Raw genomic sequence first — 15,304 nt, 5'->3', positions numbered from 1 at the left:
TTCGCGGCCAAAATTACAGATCGTCAATGTAACCCAGTGAGCGCAGTGCACGTTCGTCATCTGCCCAACCTGATTTCACTTTCACCCAGGTCTCCAGGTAGACCTTGCGGCCAAACAACTCTTCCATATCCAGGCGGGCTTCACGGCCGATGGTCTTGATCTTCTCACCACCTTTACCGATCACCATTTTTTTCTGGCCGTTACGCTCAACCAGGATCAGGGCATTAATGTGGAAGCCGTCCGTTTCCGGGTTGTAATCAAAACGTTCAATCTCCACCGTGACCGAATATGGCAGTTCATCACCGGTAAAACGCATCAGTTTTTCACGGACGATTTCCGACGCCATAAAACGCTGTGAACGGTCCGTAACGTACTCTTCCGGGAAGTGGTGCGTCGCTTTAGGTAAGTGATCACGCACGTGCTTACGCAGTACTTCAATGTTCTTACCGTGTTTTGCCGAGATAGGCACAACATCGACAAAGTCCATCTTTTTCGACATGTCCATCATGTGCAGCATCACGTCGTTACGATCTTGTACGTTGTCGACTTTGTTGACACACAGTACCACCGGGAAGTTCGACTTCTGCAGTTTAGTCAGCACCATTTCGTCGTCGTCAGTCCAGTGCGTTCCGTCAACCAGAAAGAACACCAGATTGACATCGCTCAGTGACGAGTTCGCCGCGCGGTTCATCAAACGGTTAATCGCGCGCTTTTCTTCAATATGCAGTCCCGGCGTATCAACGTAAATCGCCTGATAATCCCCGTCGGTGTCTACGCCCATAATACGGTGGCGCGTAGTTTGTGGCTTACGAGAAGTGATGGAGATCTTCTGCCCCAACAACTTATTCAGCAGTGTCGATTTGCCCACATTCGGGCGACCAACAATGGCAATAAAGCCACAGTGTTGGTTTTCTGGTGAACTCACTTCACCATGGGGGGATGCGAAAAATGCATCAATATCGAATTCGTTATCAACCATTTGTTAATTGCCCAAGTGCTGTTTCCGCGGCCGCCTGTTCTGCCTTGCGACGGCTGGTGCCTTTACCGACAACAGGTTTATCCATACCTGCCACTTCACACTCAACCGTAAACTCCTGGTTGTGTGCTTCACCTTTAATATTAGTCACTGTATACACTGGCAACGGTTTTCTTCTGCCCTGCAAAAATTCTTGCAGGCGGGTCTTGGGATCTTTTTGCGATACGCCAGGCTTGATTGCCTCCAAGCGTGACTGGTACCAGCTCAGAACAATAACGCGCACTTGTTCCAGATCACTATCAAGGTAAATCGCACCGATGATGGCTTCAACCGCATCAGCTAAAATGGAGTCACGACGGAAACCTCCACTTTTCAATTCACCTGGACCTAATTTTAAGTAATCTCCTAGCCCGAACTCTCGGCCCAGCTCCGCCAACGTATGACCACGCACTAATGTGGCGCGCATACGACTCATATCCCCTTCATTCACCTTGGGAAAGCGGTGATACAAATCATCTGCGATAACAAAACTTAAAATTGAATCGCCCAGAAATTCAAGACGTTCATTGTGTTTACCATGGGCGCTGCGGTGTGTCAGCGCCAAATTGATCAGCCCGGCATCCTGAAACTGGTAGCCGAGCATTCGCTCTAGTTTCTCAATTGGAGAAGTCATACTCTCTCGATACAAATTGGTTAGTGAATGCCACCGATGCGGTTAAAACGCACACCAGTTGGGATCCATGATGGCAGAACGCTATCTGCGTTACGCTCAAACTCAAAGCTGATCCAAATCGCAACAGCTTTACCTACTAAGTTGGCTTCAGGGACAAATCCCCAGTAACGGCTGTCAGCACTGTTGTCACGGTTATCCCCCATCACAAAGTACTGGCCTTTCGGCACAACCCACTCGTTCACTCCCGGGCGTGGCTGATAATTTTGCACACGATCACGAGTTAGCGGGTTAACCAGGACGTGGTGTTCCACCTCGCCCAGTTTTTCCTCCATCTGGATAAGAGGAATCCCGTTTTGAATAAACTGGCTCTCTTGTACGTTGCTCAGTTTGACGGGCTTACAAACCGACTCACCCCGGGCTTTGACACACAGTTCTTTACGGCCAGAGTAACGTACCGTGTCTCCCGGCAGGCCTACGACACGCTTAATGTAGTCAACACTTGGTTGTGGCGGGTATTTAAATACCACAATATCGCCGCGCTCCGGCTGACCGGTCTCGACCAGTTGTTTACGCCATACCGGATCTTTCAATCCATAGGCGTATTTTTCCACCAGGATAAAATCGCCGACCAACAGCGTCGGCATCATCGAGCCCGATGGAATCTGGAACGGCTCATAAATAAAAGATCGCAACACCAGTACAAAGGCAATCACGGGAAAGATGGAGACACTGTTCTCAACCCACCAAGGCTGACGCTCCACCTGCTGTAACGTTGCTGAATCCAGGCCGTTAACCGTTTGAGCTTGAACCTCTGCCACTTTGGCACGGCGCTGCTTTGCAAACACCAGCTTTTCCAGCAGCCAGACAATCCCAGTAACTAACGTCACAAGGACCAGGATCAGTGAGAATGTATTCGCCATCAAATTCCCTTATCTAAAAATACGAAAGTGAAAGGGTAGCAACCCTTTCACTTAAATAATCATTCTTGTTTGTACCTACATACAACCCGATGCTCTGGTTATGACACCGTAACCATCACCGAGTTCAACTTCTGCCAGAGGCTGGCACCGGTGCACAACCTCTGCGAATGGTATTTCAGCGATGTTTGACCTTAGGCCAGAACCAGTTGCTCTTTAGTCTTTGCCGACATGAAGAATGGCCAGGAACGCTTCTTGAGGCAGCTCGACGTTACCGATCTGCTTCATGCGCTTTTTACCTTCTTTCTGTTTCTTCAGCAGTTTTTTCTTACGGCTGACGTCACCACCATAACACTTGGCGATTACGTTCTTGCGCAACTGCTTCACGGTAGAACGGGCAATAATATGGTTACCAATCGCGGCCTGAATCGCAATATCGAACATTTGACGAGGAATGAACTCTTTCATTTTCTCGACCAACTGACGGCCACGGGTCTGAGACTGGTCTTTATGGGTAATCATCGCCAATGCATCGACCGTATCACCGTTAAGCAATACATCCACACGCACCATGTTCGACGCTTCAAAACGCTGGAAGTTGTAGTCCAGAGATGCGTAACCACGCGAGGTTGATTTCAGGCGGTCAAAGAAATCCAGCACCACTTCGGCCATTGGAATATCGTAGGTCACCGCCACCTGGTTACCGTGGTACACCATATCGACCTGAACACCACGCTTCTCAACACACAGAGTAATCACGTTGCCAAGGTAGTCAGCTGGTACCAAAATATTACAGCGGGCAATCGGCTCGCGGATCTCGTTGATATCGTTAACCGCTGGCAGTTTTGCCGGGCTATCAACATACAGGAGGGTACCGTCGGTCTGCTCCACTTCATACACTACCGTTGGTGCAGTGGTGATCAGATCCAGATCGTATTCACGCTCCAGACGCTCCTGAATGATCTCCATGTGCAGCATACCAAGGAAACCACAACGGAAACCAAAGCCCAGTGCCGCCGAGTTCTCTGGCTCGTAGAACAATGACGCATCGTTCAGGCTCAGTTTACCCAGCGCGTCACGGAAACTTTCGTAATCATCAGACGATACCGGGAACAGGCCCGCGTATACCTGAGGTTTTACTTTCTTAAAGCCCGGTAGCGGTTGTTCACAACCGTATTTGGCCAGTGTCAGCGTATCACCCACTGGTGCGCCCAGGATGTCTTTAATCCCACACACTACCCAACCTACTTCGCCAGTGCTCAGAACATCAGTATCCACTTGCTTAGGTGTAAAGATACCCAGACGGTCTACCCCCCACACCTGACCGGTACTCATGACTTTGATCTTGTCGTTCTTCTTCAGGACACCGTTTTTAATCCGTACCAGAGAAACTACGCCAAGGTAGTTGTCGAACCAGGAATCGATGATCAACGCCTGCAGCGGTGCTTCAGGATCGCCTTCCGGCGCAGGAATCGCAGAAACGATATTTTCCAGAACGTCTTCAACCCCAAGGCCGGTCTTTGCCGAACAGCGGGTTGCTTCCATTGCATCAATACCAACGATTTCTTCAATTTCTTCTGCAACACGCTCAGGATCGGCCGCTGGCAAATCAATCTTGTTCAGGATTGGAACGACTTCCAAATCCATTTCGATCGCGGTGTAACAGTTGGCAAGTGTCTGCGCTTCTACGCCCTGGCCGGCGTCAACAACCAATAATGCGCCTTCACACGCTGCCAGAGAGCGAGATACCTCGTACGCAAAGTCAACATGTCCGGGAGTATCGATAAAGTTAAGTTGGTAAGTTTCACCATCTTTAGCGGTGTAGTTCAGTGTCACACTCTGAGATTTGATGGTGATGCCACGCTCACGCTCCAGATCCATAGAGTCCAGAACCTGAGCTTCCATTTCACGGTCGCTTAAGCCACCACAAACTTGGATTAAACGGTCAGATAGGGTCGACTTACCATGGTCGATGTGGGCGATAATCGAAAAGTTACGAATGTGCTTCATGATTTGGTGTGACTAAGCTCTTTTAAACTGGGACATAAGAAAGCCATTTAACGATGGCATTTCATTCAAGTTGGCAGATTCTACCCAATTTCGTTCACGGACGCACCTTATTTAAAGTGATGAACGATTCATGCTCAACGGATAGCGGCGCCAAGCACCCGAATCAGGGTGACCTGACGCCGGGATGCGTCTTCAAGCGGACGGGAAACTCGTTTGGCAATACCGACACCAAGGGCGGCAAACACTACCGAAGTCAGGATAATACCCCCCTCGCCAGCCGAGAGCACGGGAGCCAACACAAAGTGGCCAAGCAGTGCGCCGAAAATGAGGCCGAACATAGGGAGAAGATAAACAGCCATCGCTGATTTAATCAGGCTGGATTCAGGAAGGCCTATCTCGACCATCTGGCCGACTTGTACCGGCTCACACGTGTCGAGCTGCCAGTGCAGCGTTTTGTTACCAATCGCTTTGGTCACCACTCCGGTACCACAGCTTTTTTGCGACGAACAACTGCTGCAACTGGTTTGTTGCTCACAGCTTAATGTTACTTGATATTTGCCACTGTGACGGACAACCTCTGTCACGGTGGCGAGTGCGGTCATCATTGTTCGTTACTCTTGGTTACATTAAATGTGACCGACTGAGCAATCCGCTGCGCTGTCGCCGGTGGAATATCCCCGACAACGGAAATTTCATACTCCCCGCGCACAAAACTGTGCAGCGTCCTGCGCCCCTGACGGACCAGTTGCCCTTTGAGCGAATGCTGATCTTTGTTGGCTACATACACAGAAAAATCAAACAGACCGTCTGAATAAAGCTGGCTCTCAACCATTTGGTCTGTAACAGCCATGCGGTAACGGTTAAGTTCGTTCGGCTCAAAACCTTCCGGTATCCAACCAACACGCCAGTTGCTCTTGCTCAGCTCACCTTTGGGCATGGTTAACACCGCTGGCAACTGCACATTCTGCAAACCGCTCATCAGTTCAGCAATTTTGGGGTTTACGGTATAAGAGATAGCGCGGTACTGCTCAAGCATTTCACCATCACGATCCAGTAAATCGGCCCGCAACGGTAACTTGCTTTGCTCATCGATCCACAACACGTAGGAATAGCGTAACCCGTCTTTCGGCACAATACGCAACACTTGCGTCGCTACACCGGCTTCGCGCGCGCGCCCGACCTGAACGTAATCATAATACAGGTTAAGTTCATCAATATTGGTGTTAAGCATCGGCATGATCGGCGCAACCATCTTGCCCGATTCAATGGTAAACGGCTCCGCTCCGGTTTCAATGTAGCTGATTTCGCGTCCTCGGCGAATCACTTCCCGGACTGGACCACTGAGGTACACCAAATGCGCATATTGCTCCTCATCATGCGTAGCATGGCGATACAGCAAAGGTTCAATGCTGTTGGTCTTAATAAGGATATACGAGATTTCGTAACTTAAATTTTGGCTGGCCTCGCTCATTTGATGCAACAAAGCCTCCGCCGGCTTTTCGACAGCAAAGGCTTGAGGAGACATCATACTGAACAGAGCGCAAGCGCTGATCAGGAATTTTTTCATTCACTATCCGGTGTCAGAGGAGCATCTTGCATCGATGCTTCACTGTTAATTCTTAGCTGCAGTTCATAATCGCGTAGCATAGCATGAACGCGCTTACGTTGCTCCTGCATATTGGCTTCACCCACCGAGCGCTCAACGGATTCCCGCGTCAGGCTGACAGGCTCAGCACTGCCGGCAAACGGCACAGTTTCCAGCACAGGTAGCTGATCAAACTGAGATTGTACGTCATCACCACCGCCGTATTGCTGAACACCAAAAATCACCACCAGCGAGACACTCGCGGCTACCGCGACCTGGCCAAACTGAGATAACCAAGCCGGTAACTGGCGTTTTGCCTTTAGCGGCTCGGGTTGTGACTCCCGCGGCACCTCTGTGATTGAAGTGACGTTGGCACTGTACTTATCGATGGCACGGTGTGCAGGCTCATCTTCCAACGCTAACGCAACGCTTTCAGCGATATTCCACTCAGGTTTCTCCGGCGCTTCACCCCGCATCACATCACCAATCAAGTGATAATTCTGCCAAGCTTCTAGGCTCTCTTGGTCTTGCTCTAACGTTTGAATCAGAGCTTTATCGACCAGTTCTCCATCCATGAGAGCTGAAAGTTTTTCTTTGTCAGCCATTATTTTCACCATAGTTATTACTTGTACTAGCGCTGCAAAAGAGGCTTAATTTTCTTTTCCACCGCTTCACGAGCACGGAAGATACGAGAGCGTACCGTTCCCACCGGGCAATCCATTACAACAGCAATCTCTTCGTAGCTTAAGCCGTCAAGCTCACGCAACGTCATTGCTGTCTTTAAATCTTCAGGTAACGCTTCGATTGCACTGAACACAACCCGCTGCAATTCTTTGGACAACGTTAAGTTCTCAGGGTTCGATATTTCTTTCAGTGCATTACCTGTTTCATAAAATTCAGCTTCTTCAGCATCAACATCGGTCGCCGGAGGCCTTCTCCCTTGGGCTACGATGTGATTTTTCGCAGTATTCACCGCTATTCGATACAGCCACGTGTAGAACGCACTCTCCCCACGAAAAGTGGGAATCGCTCGATAAGCCTTGATAAATGCTTCTTGTGCTACATCCGGTACATCGCCGGGATTACTTACGTATCGGGAAATAAGATTACACACCTTGTTCTGGTATTTCGTCACTAACAGGTTGAATGCTTGCTTATCCCCATTCTGAACTCGCTCAATCAGTACTTGATCGGTCAGCTGCTCGTTCATTCGAGCGGATACTCCTATTTGTTATGCCCTAATCTTCTCAGATATGGGTACTTATTATGCAAAACGCAATATTGACACCACTGCTTACTTGAGCACCATTGTGAGACTCCGACATAGGCGAGAAAGTTCCGTCGCTTGTCTTAAAATTTGTCATTATTTGGTCATGGTGTGATGCCGATACCCCTTTCACGGCTCAATGCTGACTGTCAGTATATTGTGACAGGCGAGCATCTTGGCTTGATTTGGGTATAATGAATGATCTCTGTCTCAGATTGTGCTGGGTAGGGATAAGAAAAGCAATGGCATTGACAAACTATTACTTTTCGTTTGCTCGGCTTTTGGCTGTCTGAATAACGCAATGTCACTTTAAGAACTCAGTAAGCATCACGCCCCATTGCTCATGCATGAGGTGGTAAACCATCAGAGTGGCTTAAGTCACCAGAGTAAAGGACATTCCGTTAAGTTTCCCAACTTAGCCCAGAGCGGCGGATGTCGCGTCAATGGAACGCACACGATGTGCAACAATCATTTACTAGGTGACCAAGGTTACCTTAGCTTGGGATTATAAAAGTTATATGAACGCAAACCGTGAACATGAATGTGATGTGTTAGTGGTAGGGAGCGGTGCAGCAGGCTTGTCGTTAGCCTTGCGGGTTGCCAACCATTGTAAAGTAATGGTACTGAGTAAAGGCCCACGTAGTGAAGGGGCAACGTTTTACGCCCAAGGCGGAATTGCCGCGGTCTTTGATGAATCCGACACCATTGAATCCCATGTCGAAGATACCCAGATCGCCGGAGCCGGGCTCTGCGATAAAGAAACGGTACAATTCATTGCCGAGCACTCCAAAGAGTGTGTCCAGTGGCTGATCGATGGCGGCGTGCCATTTGATCGCGAAGACAATGATTCCGATGACGAACCGCGCTACCACCTGACACGCGAAGGTGGCCACAGCCGCCGTCGCATTCTCCATGCCGCCGATGCAACCGGTATGGCAATGCAGACCTCATTGCAGGACAACGCCCATAACCACCCCAACATTCAAGTACTGGAACGTTATAATGCGCTGGATCTGATCACCGAAGACCGAGTTGGCGGTGATAAACAGCGCGTCATCGGCGCGTACATCTGGAACCGCAACGCCGAGCAGGTTGAAACCGTCCGGGCCAAGTTTGTGGTCCTTGCCACCGGCGGCGCCTCTAAAGTCTACCAGTACACCTCCAACCCGGATGTCTCGTCCGGAGATGGAATCGCCATCGCCTGGCGTGCGGGCTGCCGGGTGGCGAACATGGAGTTCAACCAGTTCCATCCGACCTGCCTGTATCACCCGGAAGCACGCAACTTCCTCCTGACTGAAGCACTGCGCGGTGAAGGCGCCTACCTGCGCCGCCCTGATGGTTCACGCTTTATGCCAGACTTTGACAAACGAGAAGAACTTGCCCCACGCGACGTAGTGGCACGCGCCATTGACTTTGAAATGAAGCGCCTGGGTGCGGATTGTATGTTCCTCGACATCAGCCATAAACCGGCCGAGTTTATCACCAAGCACTTCCCAACCATCTATGCTCGCCTGCTGGATCTGGGCATTGACATGACCAGCGAGCCAATCCCGATTGTTCCGGCCGCACACTACACCTGTGGCGGCGTCATGGTGGACAGAAACGGCTGCACCGATCTGACAAACTTGTATGCAATTGGAGAAGTCAGTTATACCGGTCTGCACGGCGCCAACCGAATGGCCTCCAACTCCCTGCTCGAATGTGTCGTCTATGCCTGGTCAGCGGCCAAACACATTCTCAGACATGTAAAAGCGGTAGACTTACCCCCATCCCTGCCATGCTGGGATGACAGCCAGGTAAGTAACAGTGATGAAGAAGTGGTTATTCAGCACAACTGGCATGAGCTGCGGCTGTTTATGTGGGATTACATGGGTATTGTGCGTACCGATAAACGGCTTGAACGCGCGCTGCGCCGGATCCAATTGCTGCAGCAAGAAACGCACGAGTATTACAGCCATTTCCGCGTATCCAACAACCTGCTTGAACTGCGCAACTTATTACAGGTGGCTGAGCTGATGGTGCGTTGTGCAATGCAGCGCAAAGAAAGCCGGGGCCTGCACTACACCCTAGATTACCCAGAGCAGTTAGAGCACAGCGGGCCGACCATTCTGACCCCCAATGACTAGTGTGACGCTATTCATCCTCACTAAATGGGAGCTCAGGCTCCCATTTGCTTATCTTGCCATTGGCGCAGCAACAGCACTAAGCGGCGGTAATCCGTTTCCGGGCAACTGTCACGCCAGATAGTGATCAACTCCTGGTTGTGCAAATGCAACGATAACTTGCAGGCCACAACTGAGAGATCTGCCCGCTTCAGCTTGAGGCTCCGGCAACCGTTGATGATCTCGCCTCCCAGAGAAATTTGCCAGTGGCCCAAAGCCGGAGTTCTGACCAAACCGGTCAATCTATTATGCCGCAACAAAGTTAATAACAGATAAATCGATAACACCAGTGGGACAGCAGAGAGGATCACCGCCCAAGTTAAACTCCCGAGAATAAGGAGATTGACGACCTGGGCGTATAACGAAGGGGTCAGGGTAAGATTAACGTACCTTACTGAGGTTATGAGCGACAATTTTGTCTACCATCGCAGCATGGCCGAGGTTTTCGCTACGGCCGTGACCCATGATCCAAGTAAACAAGTCTGGGTCATCACACTCCAGTAACGAGACAAAATCACGTTGCTCCTGCTCAGTGAGTGATTCAAAACACTCTTCAAAAAACGGCATAATCACCACGTCCAGCTCAAGCATACCACGACGACATGCCCACTTGATGCGCGCTTTTTCTTCCGCAGTGTACATTCAGTTTTCCTTAATCGATATCTTATTACTGAGCGGAGTGTAACAAGGCTTGTAAGGTGCAACTAGTGTGCGGGTCACAATCTTGTAACCTATGCCGGTGAAAACCAAAAGCCTCAGAGTCTCGCTTGGCCCCGATGTTTTACCCTACCAAATACAAGGACATGCCCCTGCCCACACCATATGACTAGCAACGTCCCGAGATGGGAGGCTGACAAATTGCCGTTCGCGGATTAACATAACGGAAAAATATCTTCAAAAGGCTTGATTATCATGGAATGGCAAAACCGCTTTGCACCCCTTAATTTAACTGCTCATAATCCACTTCCAGATCTGTCTGTTTCTCTACTAGACAACTTTGGCATGATCACTGTGGTGGGAGATGATAAAAAATCATATCTACAAGGGCAGCTCACCTGTGATGTCGTATCACTGGAGCAACAGCAATCAACCTTGGGTGCTCACTGCGACGCAAAAGGCAAAGTCTGGAGCACTTTCCGCCTGTTCCACCACCGGGATGGCTATGCAATGCTGCAAGCGAAATCAGCCATCGACGTCGAGCTGCATGAAATCAAAAAATACGCGGTGTTCTCGAAAGTCACCATCGAGGAATCAAACGACGTAATTCTCGGTGTCGCTGGCATCAGTGCCGATACATTCGTTACCACGCTGAGCGAAGAAAGCGGGGATGTACGTAAAATCAACGGTGGCACGGCAGTAAAAGTAGCATCAAACCGCTGGCTGATCGCGGTAACAGAAGAAGCGGCACAGGCACTGATTGAAAACCATCAGGCAACCCTGACATCTCGTGAGCTATGGACCCGGTTCGACATCGAAGCCGGGCTGCCCGTACTGCCTGCAGCGGCACAAAATGAACATATTCCGCAAGCGCTCAACCTGCAGGTTTTGGGCGGCATCAGTTTCACCAAAGGCTGCTACACCGGCCAGGAAACTGTGGCACGTGCTAAATACCGCGGCATCAATAAGCGCGCGATGTATATTGTTCAAGGCACAACTCAGGAGCCACTGGGTCAAGCACAGGTTGAACTCGAGCGCAGTATCGGAGAAAACTGGCGTTCGGTCGGCACCCTGCTGGCACACTACCAGTTCAGTGACAATCAAGCGATTGGGTTGATTGTGCTACCGAATAACCTCGAGGCAGATACCCGCCTGCGTATCGTCGGCCAGCCAGAATCAAACTGGGTAATCGCCCCTTTACCTTATAGCCTCAATGATGAGTAAGCCGCTCCACACACCACTGATGCAATTTTTGACCGAAAGACGGATCCCCTTCCGTCTTTTGCCGCATCAGACGCCGGCAACCTCGATCGACGATGCGGCACGTCAGCGTGGTATCCGGCCGTCACAGATGGTTAAGGCGATGCTGTTACGCGATATGGACAACGACTATGCGCTGGCCTGCGCGCCCGGCAACCGCAGTGTGGATCCGAAAAAGGTACGCGCCCTGCTTCAATGCAGGCGTATGACCTGTGTCGACCAAACCGATGTCGAAATCATCACCGGCTACCCGGTTGGCACGGTCACACCGCTACTGCTTAAAACACCCATGCCGATCATCTTTGATCCGAGTTTATTACTGGAACGTGAAGTCACCATCAGCAGCGGTGACCGCATGGCGGGACTGGCGTTATCTATTAAGGATCTGCTGCGCTTATGCCAGCCAACGCTGGCTGAGATTTGTCGCCCATAACCAAGTTTACTGCAACTATCATTCTGCGTTGCATGCGCTTTGTGACTAGAGCCATGTCTTTCATACAACATTAAAGGAATTTTTAGTCACATTTAAAACATAAATAGTCACAGGGGTAAAATTCAGATATGCTGCTTTTGTTGGTCTGCTTTACTTTACGAAGCTGGCTGACTGAAAGTGATTTGGCTGATTTGTGCGACCAGGTCTATCAAGTGAGTCAGACACTTTTGTGTAATGCATCTGTGACTATTCGCCCGCTATCGCGGGCTTTTTTTTGTCCATCAGCCCGTAAGAGCCGATCTAAAGTAAAACGAAGCTACAGCAATACCGGCTAACCTGTTAAACGCCATTACTCAAACGGACTCATAAGCACAGCCTTTAGCACAACACTTAGCAAACAAAAAATTTTCACCTATTCTTTAACATGTAACAAAACCATGGCTAACTACATCTCGTACTAACAACTAAGTGGGTCGTCCGGTTCCGACGATAAGTATTTTTTGGGGTAATCCTCACGTTAATTGAGATATGACGCTACAAAACTGTCTATAGCAACACAAATATCTAACGCAAGTCATCCACACTTTATTTAACACTATTTCGGTCACACTATTTTTGCCGTCCTGAACGTAGAATATCAGGGCTAAGTAAGAGAAAAGGAAAGGTAAATATGAGACTGTTTAAGCGCTATACACCAGGTATGATTGCTAAACACATTAGTCGTCTTTTCAAGGGAAGAATTTATATTTACGGCGTCGGCAGATTTGAATTTGATAACGGCAAATTGATATTGCCAGAGAAGGCGGAGAAGCGTCACTTTCAGGCAGTCAAGGAGATCAACCAAGAAGTCATGAAACTCCGCTGTGCATACGCTTAGCGAATACATCAGACAAAAAAGGCTGGAGAACCAGCCTTTTTTTATGTCCATTTTTATACCCACGCAGACTTATTGGCGCGCCAGATCCGGGAGATCACCTTTCAATCCCAGAGCTCGCTTCATGATCTCGTCTTTGGCCCCTGGCAACGAACCAGCAAGGCTCAGCCCCAGGCCGCGCACCAGTTTCTTCGCTGGGTGAGCGCCGGCAAACAAATCACGAAACCCCTGCATCGCGACGATCATTTTCATCGCTTCCGCTTTACGCCAGCGTTCATAACTGCGTAAGGTTCGTTTACGGCCGATATCTTGCCCTTGTTTCCAGAGCTGCAGTACCTCTTGCGCCAGGCTGGCAGCGTCTAACAGGCCAAGATTCACCCCCTGCCCCGCTAATGGGTGAATTGTGTGGGCCGCATCGCCCACCAGCGCCACCCGCTCCAGAACAAAGTCCCGTGCATAGCGCATCTTGAGCGGAAACGCCGCCCGCTCTCCAACCACAGCACACATACCAAGGCGAGCATCAAATTCACTCGTCAGAGCCTTGTTAAAGTCCTCCTCTGACATAGCGAGCAACTGTTCAGCTCGTTGTGGTTCGGTAGACCATACGATTGAGCACATGTCCGGCTGCGACATCGGCAAAAAAGCCAAAGGACCCTGAGGCGTAAAAACCTGCCGGGCGACTCCTGCATGCGGCTCTGCCGTTTTGACATTGGCCACGATCGCGCTGTGGCCATAATCCCAATGGGTTAATGGTATATCCATCTGATCCCGCAGCCAGGAATTTGCACCGTCCGCCCCGACCACCAGTTTCGCGGTCATAGCCTGCCCATTGTCCAAAGTCAGCCAGCATTCCTGCTCACCAAGCGCAAGAGTGGCACAACGGGCAGGCATAAACAGGGTTGCATTGTCTTGTTTCTCCACCAGTTCCAGTAACGCCAATTGGATCACACGATTCTCGACGATATGGCCCAAATCCGGCTGCGCTAAACTGTCGGCATCAAAACCAATCTTACCAAAGCTGTCTTGCTCCCACACTTCCATCGCCTGATAAGGCGAAGCCCGGCGCTGCTCGATGCCTTGCCAGGCACCTAATTTTTTCAGCATGGTTTCACTTGAGCGGCTAAGTGCGGAGACTCGCACATCCGGTAGTTCACCTAAACGGCGGTCCGGAACACTTCCTTCAATCACCGCCACCCGCATATCACTGTCTTTGAATGCGGCCGCAAGTGCCAGGCCAACCATCCCTCCGCCGATAATGGCGATATCTACACTTTGCATCATAGCTTGTTGGTATCCAGTTCGTGCGGCCGTCTATCGCTTCACTAGGCCGAGCGTGCGGCGCAGTAACGGCTGCTTAAAAATAGAAAGATTGTCCATTGCGGCCAACGCGATATTGCGGCCGACTTGCATCGCTGGTAAGTCATTAGAGAATACATGCACCAATGCGCTGGTTAACCAAATCGTCTCATTGCGATCTTGTTCCCGACGCTGGCTGAATTGTCGCAACCCCCGATAACGACCGGCATCATCGCTTTGTCTGACCACCTCTTCGGCTAAGGTCGCCACATCGCGGATCCCGAGGTTGAAGCCTTGTCCCGCGATCGGGTGCAAGGTTTGCGCCGCATTTCCGACTATCGCAAAGCGGTGGGCAATGTTCTGCCGACGATGACGCAGTAAAAGTGGATAGCTGGCTCGTTGGCCGACCTTTTCCATTCCCCCCAGGCGCCAGCCAAAATCCTGCTGTAAGCGGGTAAGAAATTCTTGTTCTGAGAGTGCCATGACCATTTGAGCCTCATCGGGACGCAGACACCAAACCAAAGACATACGGTTATCGCTCATTGGCAGTAGGGCAAGCGGTCCATTCTCGGTAAAGCGTTCAAACGCTCGCCCTTGATGCGGAGCTTGAGTAACTATATTGGCAATCACCGCCACTTGCTCAAAATCGTGCTCGGCCAACGCCAGGCCGATTTGCTGGCAGCATCGCGATACCGCGCCATCAGCCGCAACCAGCAATTTGGCCTCAATACTCTGACCACTGCCTAACTCCACCGAGACGTGATCCACATCGCGGGAAATATGCGCCACCGAATCGGGGCAGTAGAGGGAGATAGCCGGACTGCTTTGCAAGCGCTTGTGGTAAACCTGTCCGACATCAGCCAGTTCAACCACATAGCCGAGCGCTTCAAGTCCAACTTCCTCGTGGGTAATCTCGGTCATTCCGGCATGTGAACGGTCGGAAGCATGAATATGCCGGATTGGCGTGGCAAAGGGTTCGATGGCCGCCCAAAGGTTAAAGTAACGCAAGATATTGACGGTGCCGTAAGACAGCGCGATGGAGCGCGAATCAAACCCGGGGTGGTCACCGGCGTGCGCCTTAAACGGTTCCACCACCGCGATACGTAATGCCCCCTGAGACAAACGGTCGATCGCCAGTGCCAGTGTTGCCCCAGCCATCGCTCCGCCCGCAATGACTACATCATATTGCGCCAT

The 15,304-nt window shown here is 50.6% G+C and carries 16 protein-coding genes; 4 read left to right on the top strand and 12 right to left on the bottom strand.

Translation table 11 applies throughout. From position 1 onward, the window contains the following. Positions 1–13: 13 nt before the first annotated feature. The 8 genes from era to rpoE form a co-directional block, all read right to left on the bottom strand. Positions 14–979, bottom strand: a complete 966-nt coding sequence (era, locus tag P2G85_RS10515; protein ID WP_275864042.1) for a GTPase Era — start codon at positions 977–979, stop codon at positions 14–16. Continuing rightward, positions 972–1,649: a ribonuclease III gene (gene rnc, locus P2G85_RS10510; protein ID WP_275864041.1), complete on the bottom strand. Its 678-nt coding sequence runs from the start codon at positions 1,647–1,649 to the stop codon at positions 972–974. The genes era and rnc overlap by 8 nt, the downstream gene beginning before the upstream one ends. 20 nt (positions 1,650–1,669) lie before the next feature. Continuing rightward, complete coding sequence (lepB, locus tag P2G85_RS10505) at positions 1,670–2,569, bottom strand: signal peptidase I (RefSeq protein ID WP_275864040.1); 900 nt, start codon at positions 2,567–2,569, stop codon at positions 1,670–1,672. A 213-nt stretch (positions 2,570–2,782) separates the two neighbouring features. Next, positions 2,783–4,576, bottom strand: a complete 1,794-nt coding sequence (lepA, locus tag P2G85_RS10500; protein ID WP_275864039.1) for a translation elongation factor 4 — start codon at positions 4,574–4,576, stop codon at positions 2,783–2,785. Between the two features lie 134 nt (positions 4,577–4,710). Further along, on the bottom strand, positions 4,711–5,181 hold the full coding sequence (locus P2G85_RS10495; protein WP_275864038.1) for a SoxR reducing system RseC family protein: 471 nt from the start codon (positions 5,179–5,181) through the stop codon (positions 4,711–4,713). Then, positions 5,178–6,143 (bottom strand): sigma-E factor regulatory protein RseB, encoded by a 966-nt coding sequence (gene rseB / locus P2G85_RS10490; RefSeq protein WP_275864037.1) that lies wholly within the window; start codon positions 6,141–6,143, stop codon positions 5,178–5,180. Before rseB ends, P2G85_RS10495 begins: the two co-directional genes overlap by 4 nt. After that, positions 6,140–6,766 (bottom strand): sigma-E factor negative regulatory protein, encoded by a 627-nt coding sequence (locus P2G85_RS10485; protein WP_275864036.1) that lies wholly within the window; start codon positions 6,764–6,766, stop codon positions 6,140–6,142. The genes rseB and P2G85_RS10485 overlap by 4 nt, the downstream gene beginning before the upstream one ends. A 26-nt stretch (positions 6,767–6,792) precedes the next feature. Continuing rightward, complete coding sequence (rpoE, locus tag P2G85_RS10480; RefSeq protein WP_275864035.1) at positions 6,793–7,371, bottom strand: RNA polymerase sigma factor RpoE; 579 nt, start codon at positions 7,369–7,371, stop codon at positions 6,793–6,795. Positions 7,372–7,946: 575 nt separating this feature from the next. Here rpoE and nadB point away from each other — a divergent pair. Continuing rightward, positions 7,947–9,554 (top strand): L-aspartate oxidase, encoded by a 1,608-nt coding sequence (nadB, locus tag P2G85_RS10475; RefSeq protein WP_275864034.1) that lies wholly within the window; start codon positions 7,947–7,949, stop codon positions 9,552–9,554. 32 nt (positions 9,555–9,586) lie between these two features. Here nadB and P2G85_RS10470 read toward each other — a convergent pair whose 3' ends face one another. Beyond that, complete coding sequence (locus P2G85_RS10470) at positions 9,587–9,823, bottom strand: hypothetical protein (RefSeq protein WP_275864033.1); 237 nt, start codon at positions 9,821–9,823, stop codon at positions 9,587–9,589. Positions 9,824–9,971: 148 nt separating this feature from the next. Continuing rightward, positions 9,972–10,232 carry a succinate dehydrogenase assembly factor 2 gene (locus P2G85_RS10465; protein ID WP_275864032.1) on the bottom strand — a complete coding sequence of 87 codons (261 nt, stop codon included), beginning with the start codon at positions 10,230–10,232 and terminating at the stop codon, positions 9,972–9,974. Positions 10,233–10,502: 270 nt separating this feature from the next. Between P2G85_RS10465 and ygfZ the strand changes: the two genes are divergently transcribed. The 3 genes from ygfZ (at position 10,503) to P2G85_RS10450 (ending at position 12,817) form a co-directional block, all read left to right on the top strand. After that, positions 10,503–11,471: a tRNA-modifying protein YgfZ gene (ygfZ, locus tag P2G85_RS10460; RefSeq protein WP_275864031.1), complete on the top strand. Its 969-nt coding sequence runs from the start codon at positions 10,503–10,505 to the stop codon at positions 11,469–11,471. Continuing rightward, a complete protein-coding gene (locus P2G85_RS10455) occupies positions 11,464–11,940 on the top strand; it encodes a YbaK/EbsC family protein (RefSeq protein WP_275864030.1) in 477 nt (158 codons plus the stop codon). Before ygfZ ends, P2G85_RS10455 begins: the two co-directional genes overlap by 8 nt. Positions 11,941–12,610: 670 nt before the next feature. Further along, positions 12,611–12,817 (top strand): DUF1107 domain-containing protein, encoded by a 207-nt coding sequence (locus P2G85_RS10450; RefSeq protein ID WP_275864029.1) that lies wholly within the window; start codon positions 12,611–12,613, stop codon positions 12,815–12,817. Between the two features lie 69 nt (positions 12,818–12,886). On the opposite strand, the gene P2G85_RS10445 is transcribed toward P2G85_RS10450, so the two are convergent. Next, positions 12,887–14,095 carry an FAD-dependent 2-octaprenylphenol hydroxylase gene (locus tag P2G85_RS10445; protein ID WP_275864028.1) on the bottom strand — a complete coding sequence of 403 codons (1,209 nt, stop codon included), beginning with the start codon at positions 14,093–14,095 and terminating at the stop codon, positions 12,887–12,889. A gap of 30 nt (positions 14,096–14,125) precedes the next feature. Beyond that, on the bottom strand, positions 14,126–15,304 hold the full coding sequence (ubiH, locus tag P2G85_RS10440) for a 2-octaprenyl-6-methoxyphenyl hydroxylase (protein WP_275864027.1): 1,179 nt from the start codon (positions 15,302–15,304) through the stop codon (positions 14,126–14,128).

This window comes from Vibrio sp. CAU 1672 (assembly GCF_029223195.1).
Classification (GTDB): domain Bacteria; phylum Pseudomonadota; class Gammaproteobacteria; order Enterobacterales; family Vibrionaceae; genus Vibrio.
Note: the sequence above shows the minus strand (reverse complement) of the source record. Positions and strands in the feature narration are given on the sequence as shown.

Coding starts and splice junctions, on each gene's coding strand:
- rnc (WP_275864041.1), bottom strand. CDS start 1,649: ATGACTTCTCCAATTGAGAAACTAGAGCGAATGCTCGGCTACCAGTTT.
- P2G85_RS10455 (WP_275864030.1), top strand. CDS start 11,464: ATGAGTAAGCCGCTCCACACACCACTGATGCAATTTTTGACCGAAAGA.
- ygfZ (WP_275864031.1), top strand. CDS start 10,503: ATGGAATGGCAAAACCGCTTTGCACCCCTTAATTTAACTGCTCATAAT.
- P2G85_RS10445 (WP_275864028.1), bottom strand. CDS start 14,095: ATGATGCAAAGTGTAGATATCGCCATTATCGGCGGAGGGATGGTTGGC.
- era (WP_275864042.1), bottom strand. CDS start 979: ATGGTTGATAACGAATTCGATATTGATGCATTTTTCGCATCCCCCCAT.
- P2G85_RS10465 (WP_275864032.1), bottom strand. CDS start 10,232: ATGTACACTGCGGAAGAAAAAGCGCGCATCAAGTGGGCATGTCGTCGT.
- nadB (WP_275864034.1), top strand. CDS start 7,947: ATGAACGCAAACCGTGAACATGAATGTGATGTGTTAGTGGTAGGGAGC.
- lepB (WP_275864040.1), bottom strand. CDS start 2,569: ATGGCGAATACATTCTCACTGATCCTGGTCCTTGTGACGTTAGTTACT.
- ubiH (WP_275864027.1), bottom strand. CDS start 15,304: ATGGCGCAATATGATGTAGTCATTGCGGGCGGAGCGATGGCTGGGGCA.
- P2G85_RS10450 (WP_275864029.1), top strand. CDS start 12,611: ATGAGACTGTTTAAGCGCTATACACCAGGTATGATTGCTAAACACATT.
- P2G85_RS10495 (WP_275864038.1), bottom strand. CDS start 5,181: ATGATGACCGCACTCGCCACCGTGACAGAGGTTGTCCGTCACAGTGGC.
- rpoE (WP_275864035.1), bottom strand. CDS start 7,371: ATGAACGAGCAGCTGACCGATCAAGTACTGATTGAGCGAGTTCAGAAT.
- rseB (WP_275864037.1), bottom strand. CDS start 6,143: ATGAAAAAATTCCTGATCAGCGCTTGCGCTCTGTTCAGTATGATGTCT.
- P2G85_RS10485 (WP_275864036.1), bottom strand. CDS start 6,766: ATGGCTGACAAAGAAAAACTTTCAGCTCTCATGGATGGAGAACTGGTC.
- lepA (WP_275864039.1), bottom strand. CDS start 4,576: ATGAAGCACATTCGTAACTTTTCGATTATCGCCCACATCGACCATGGT.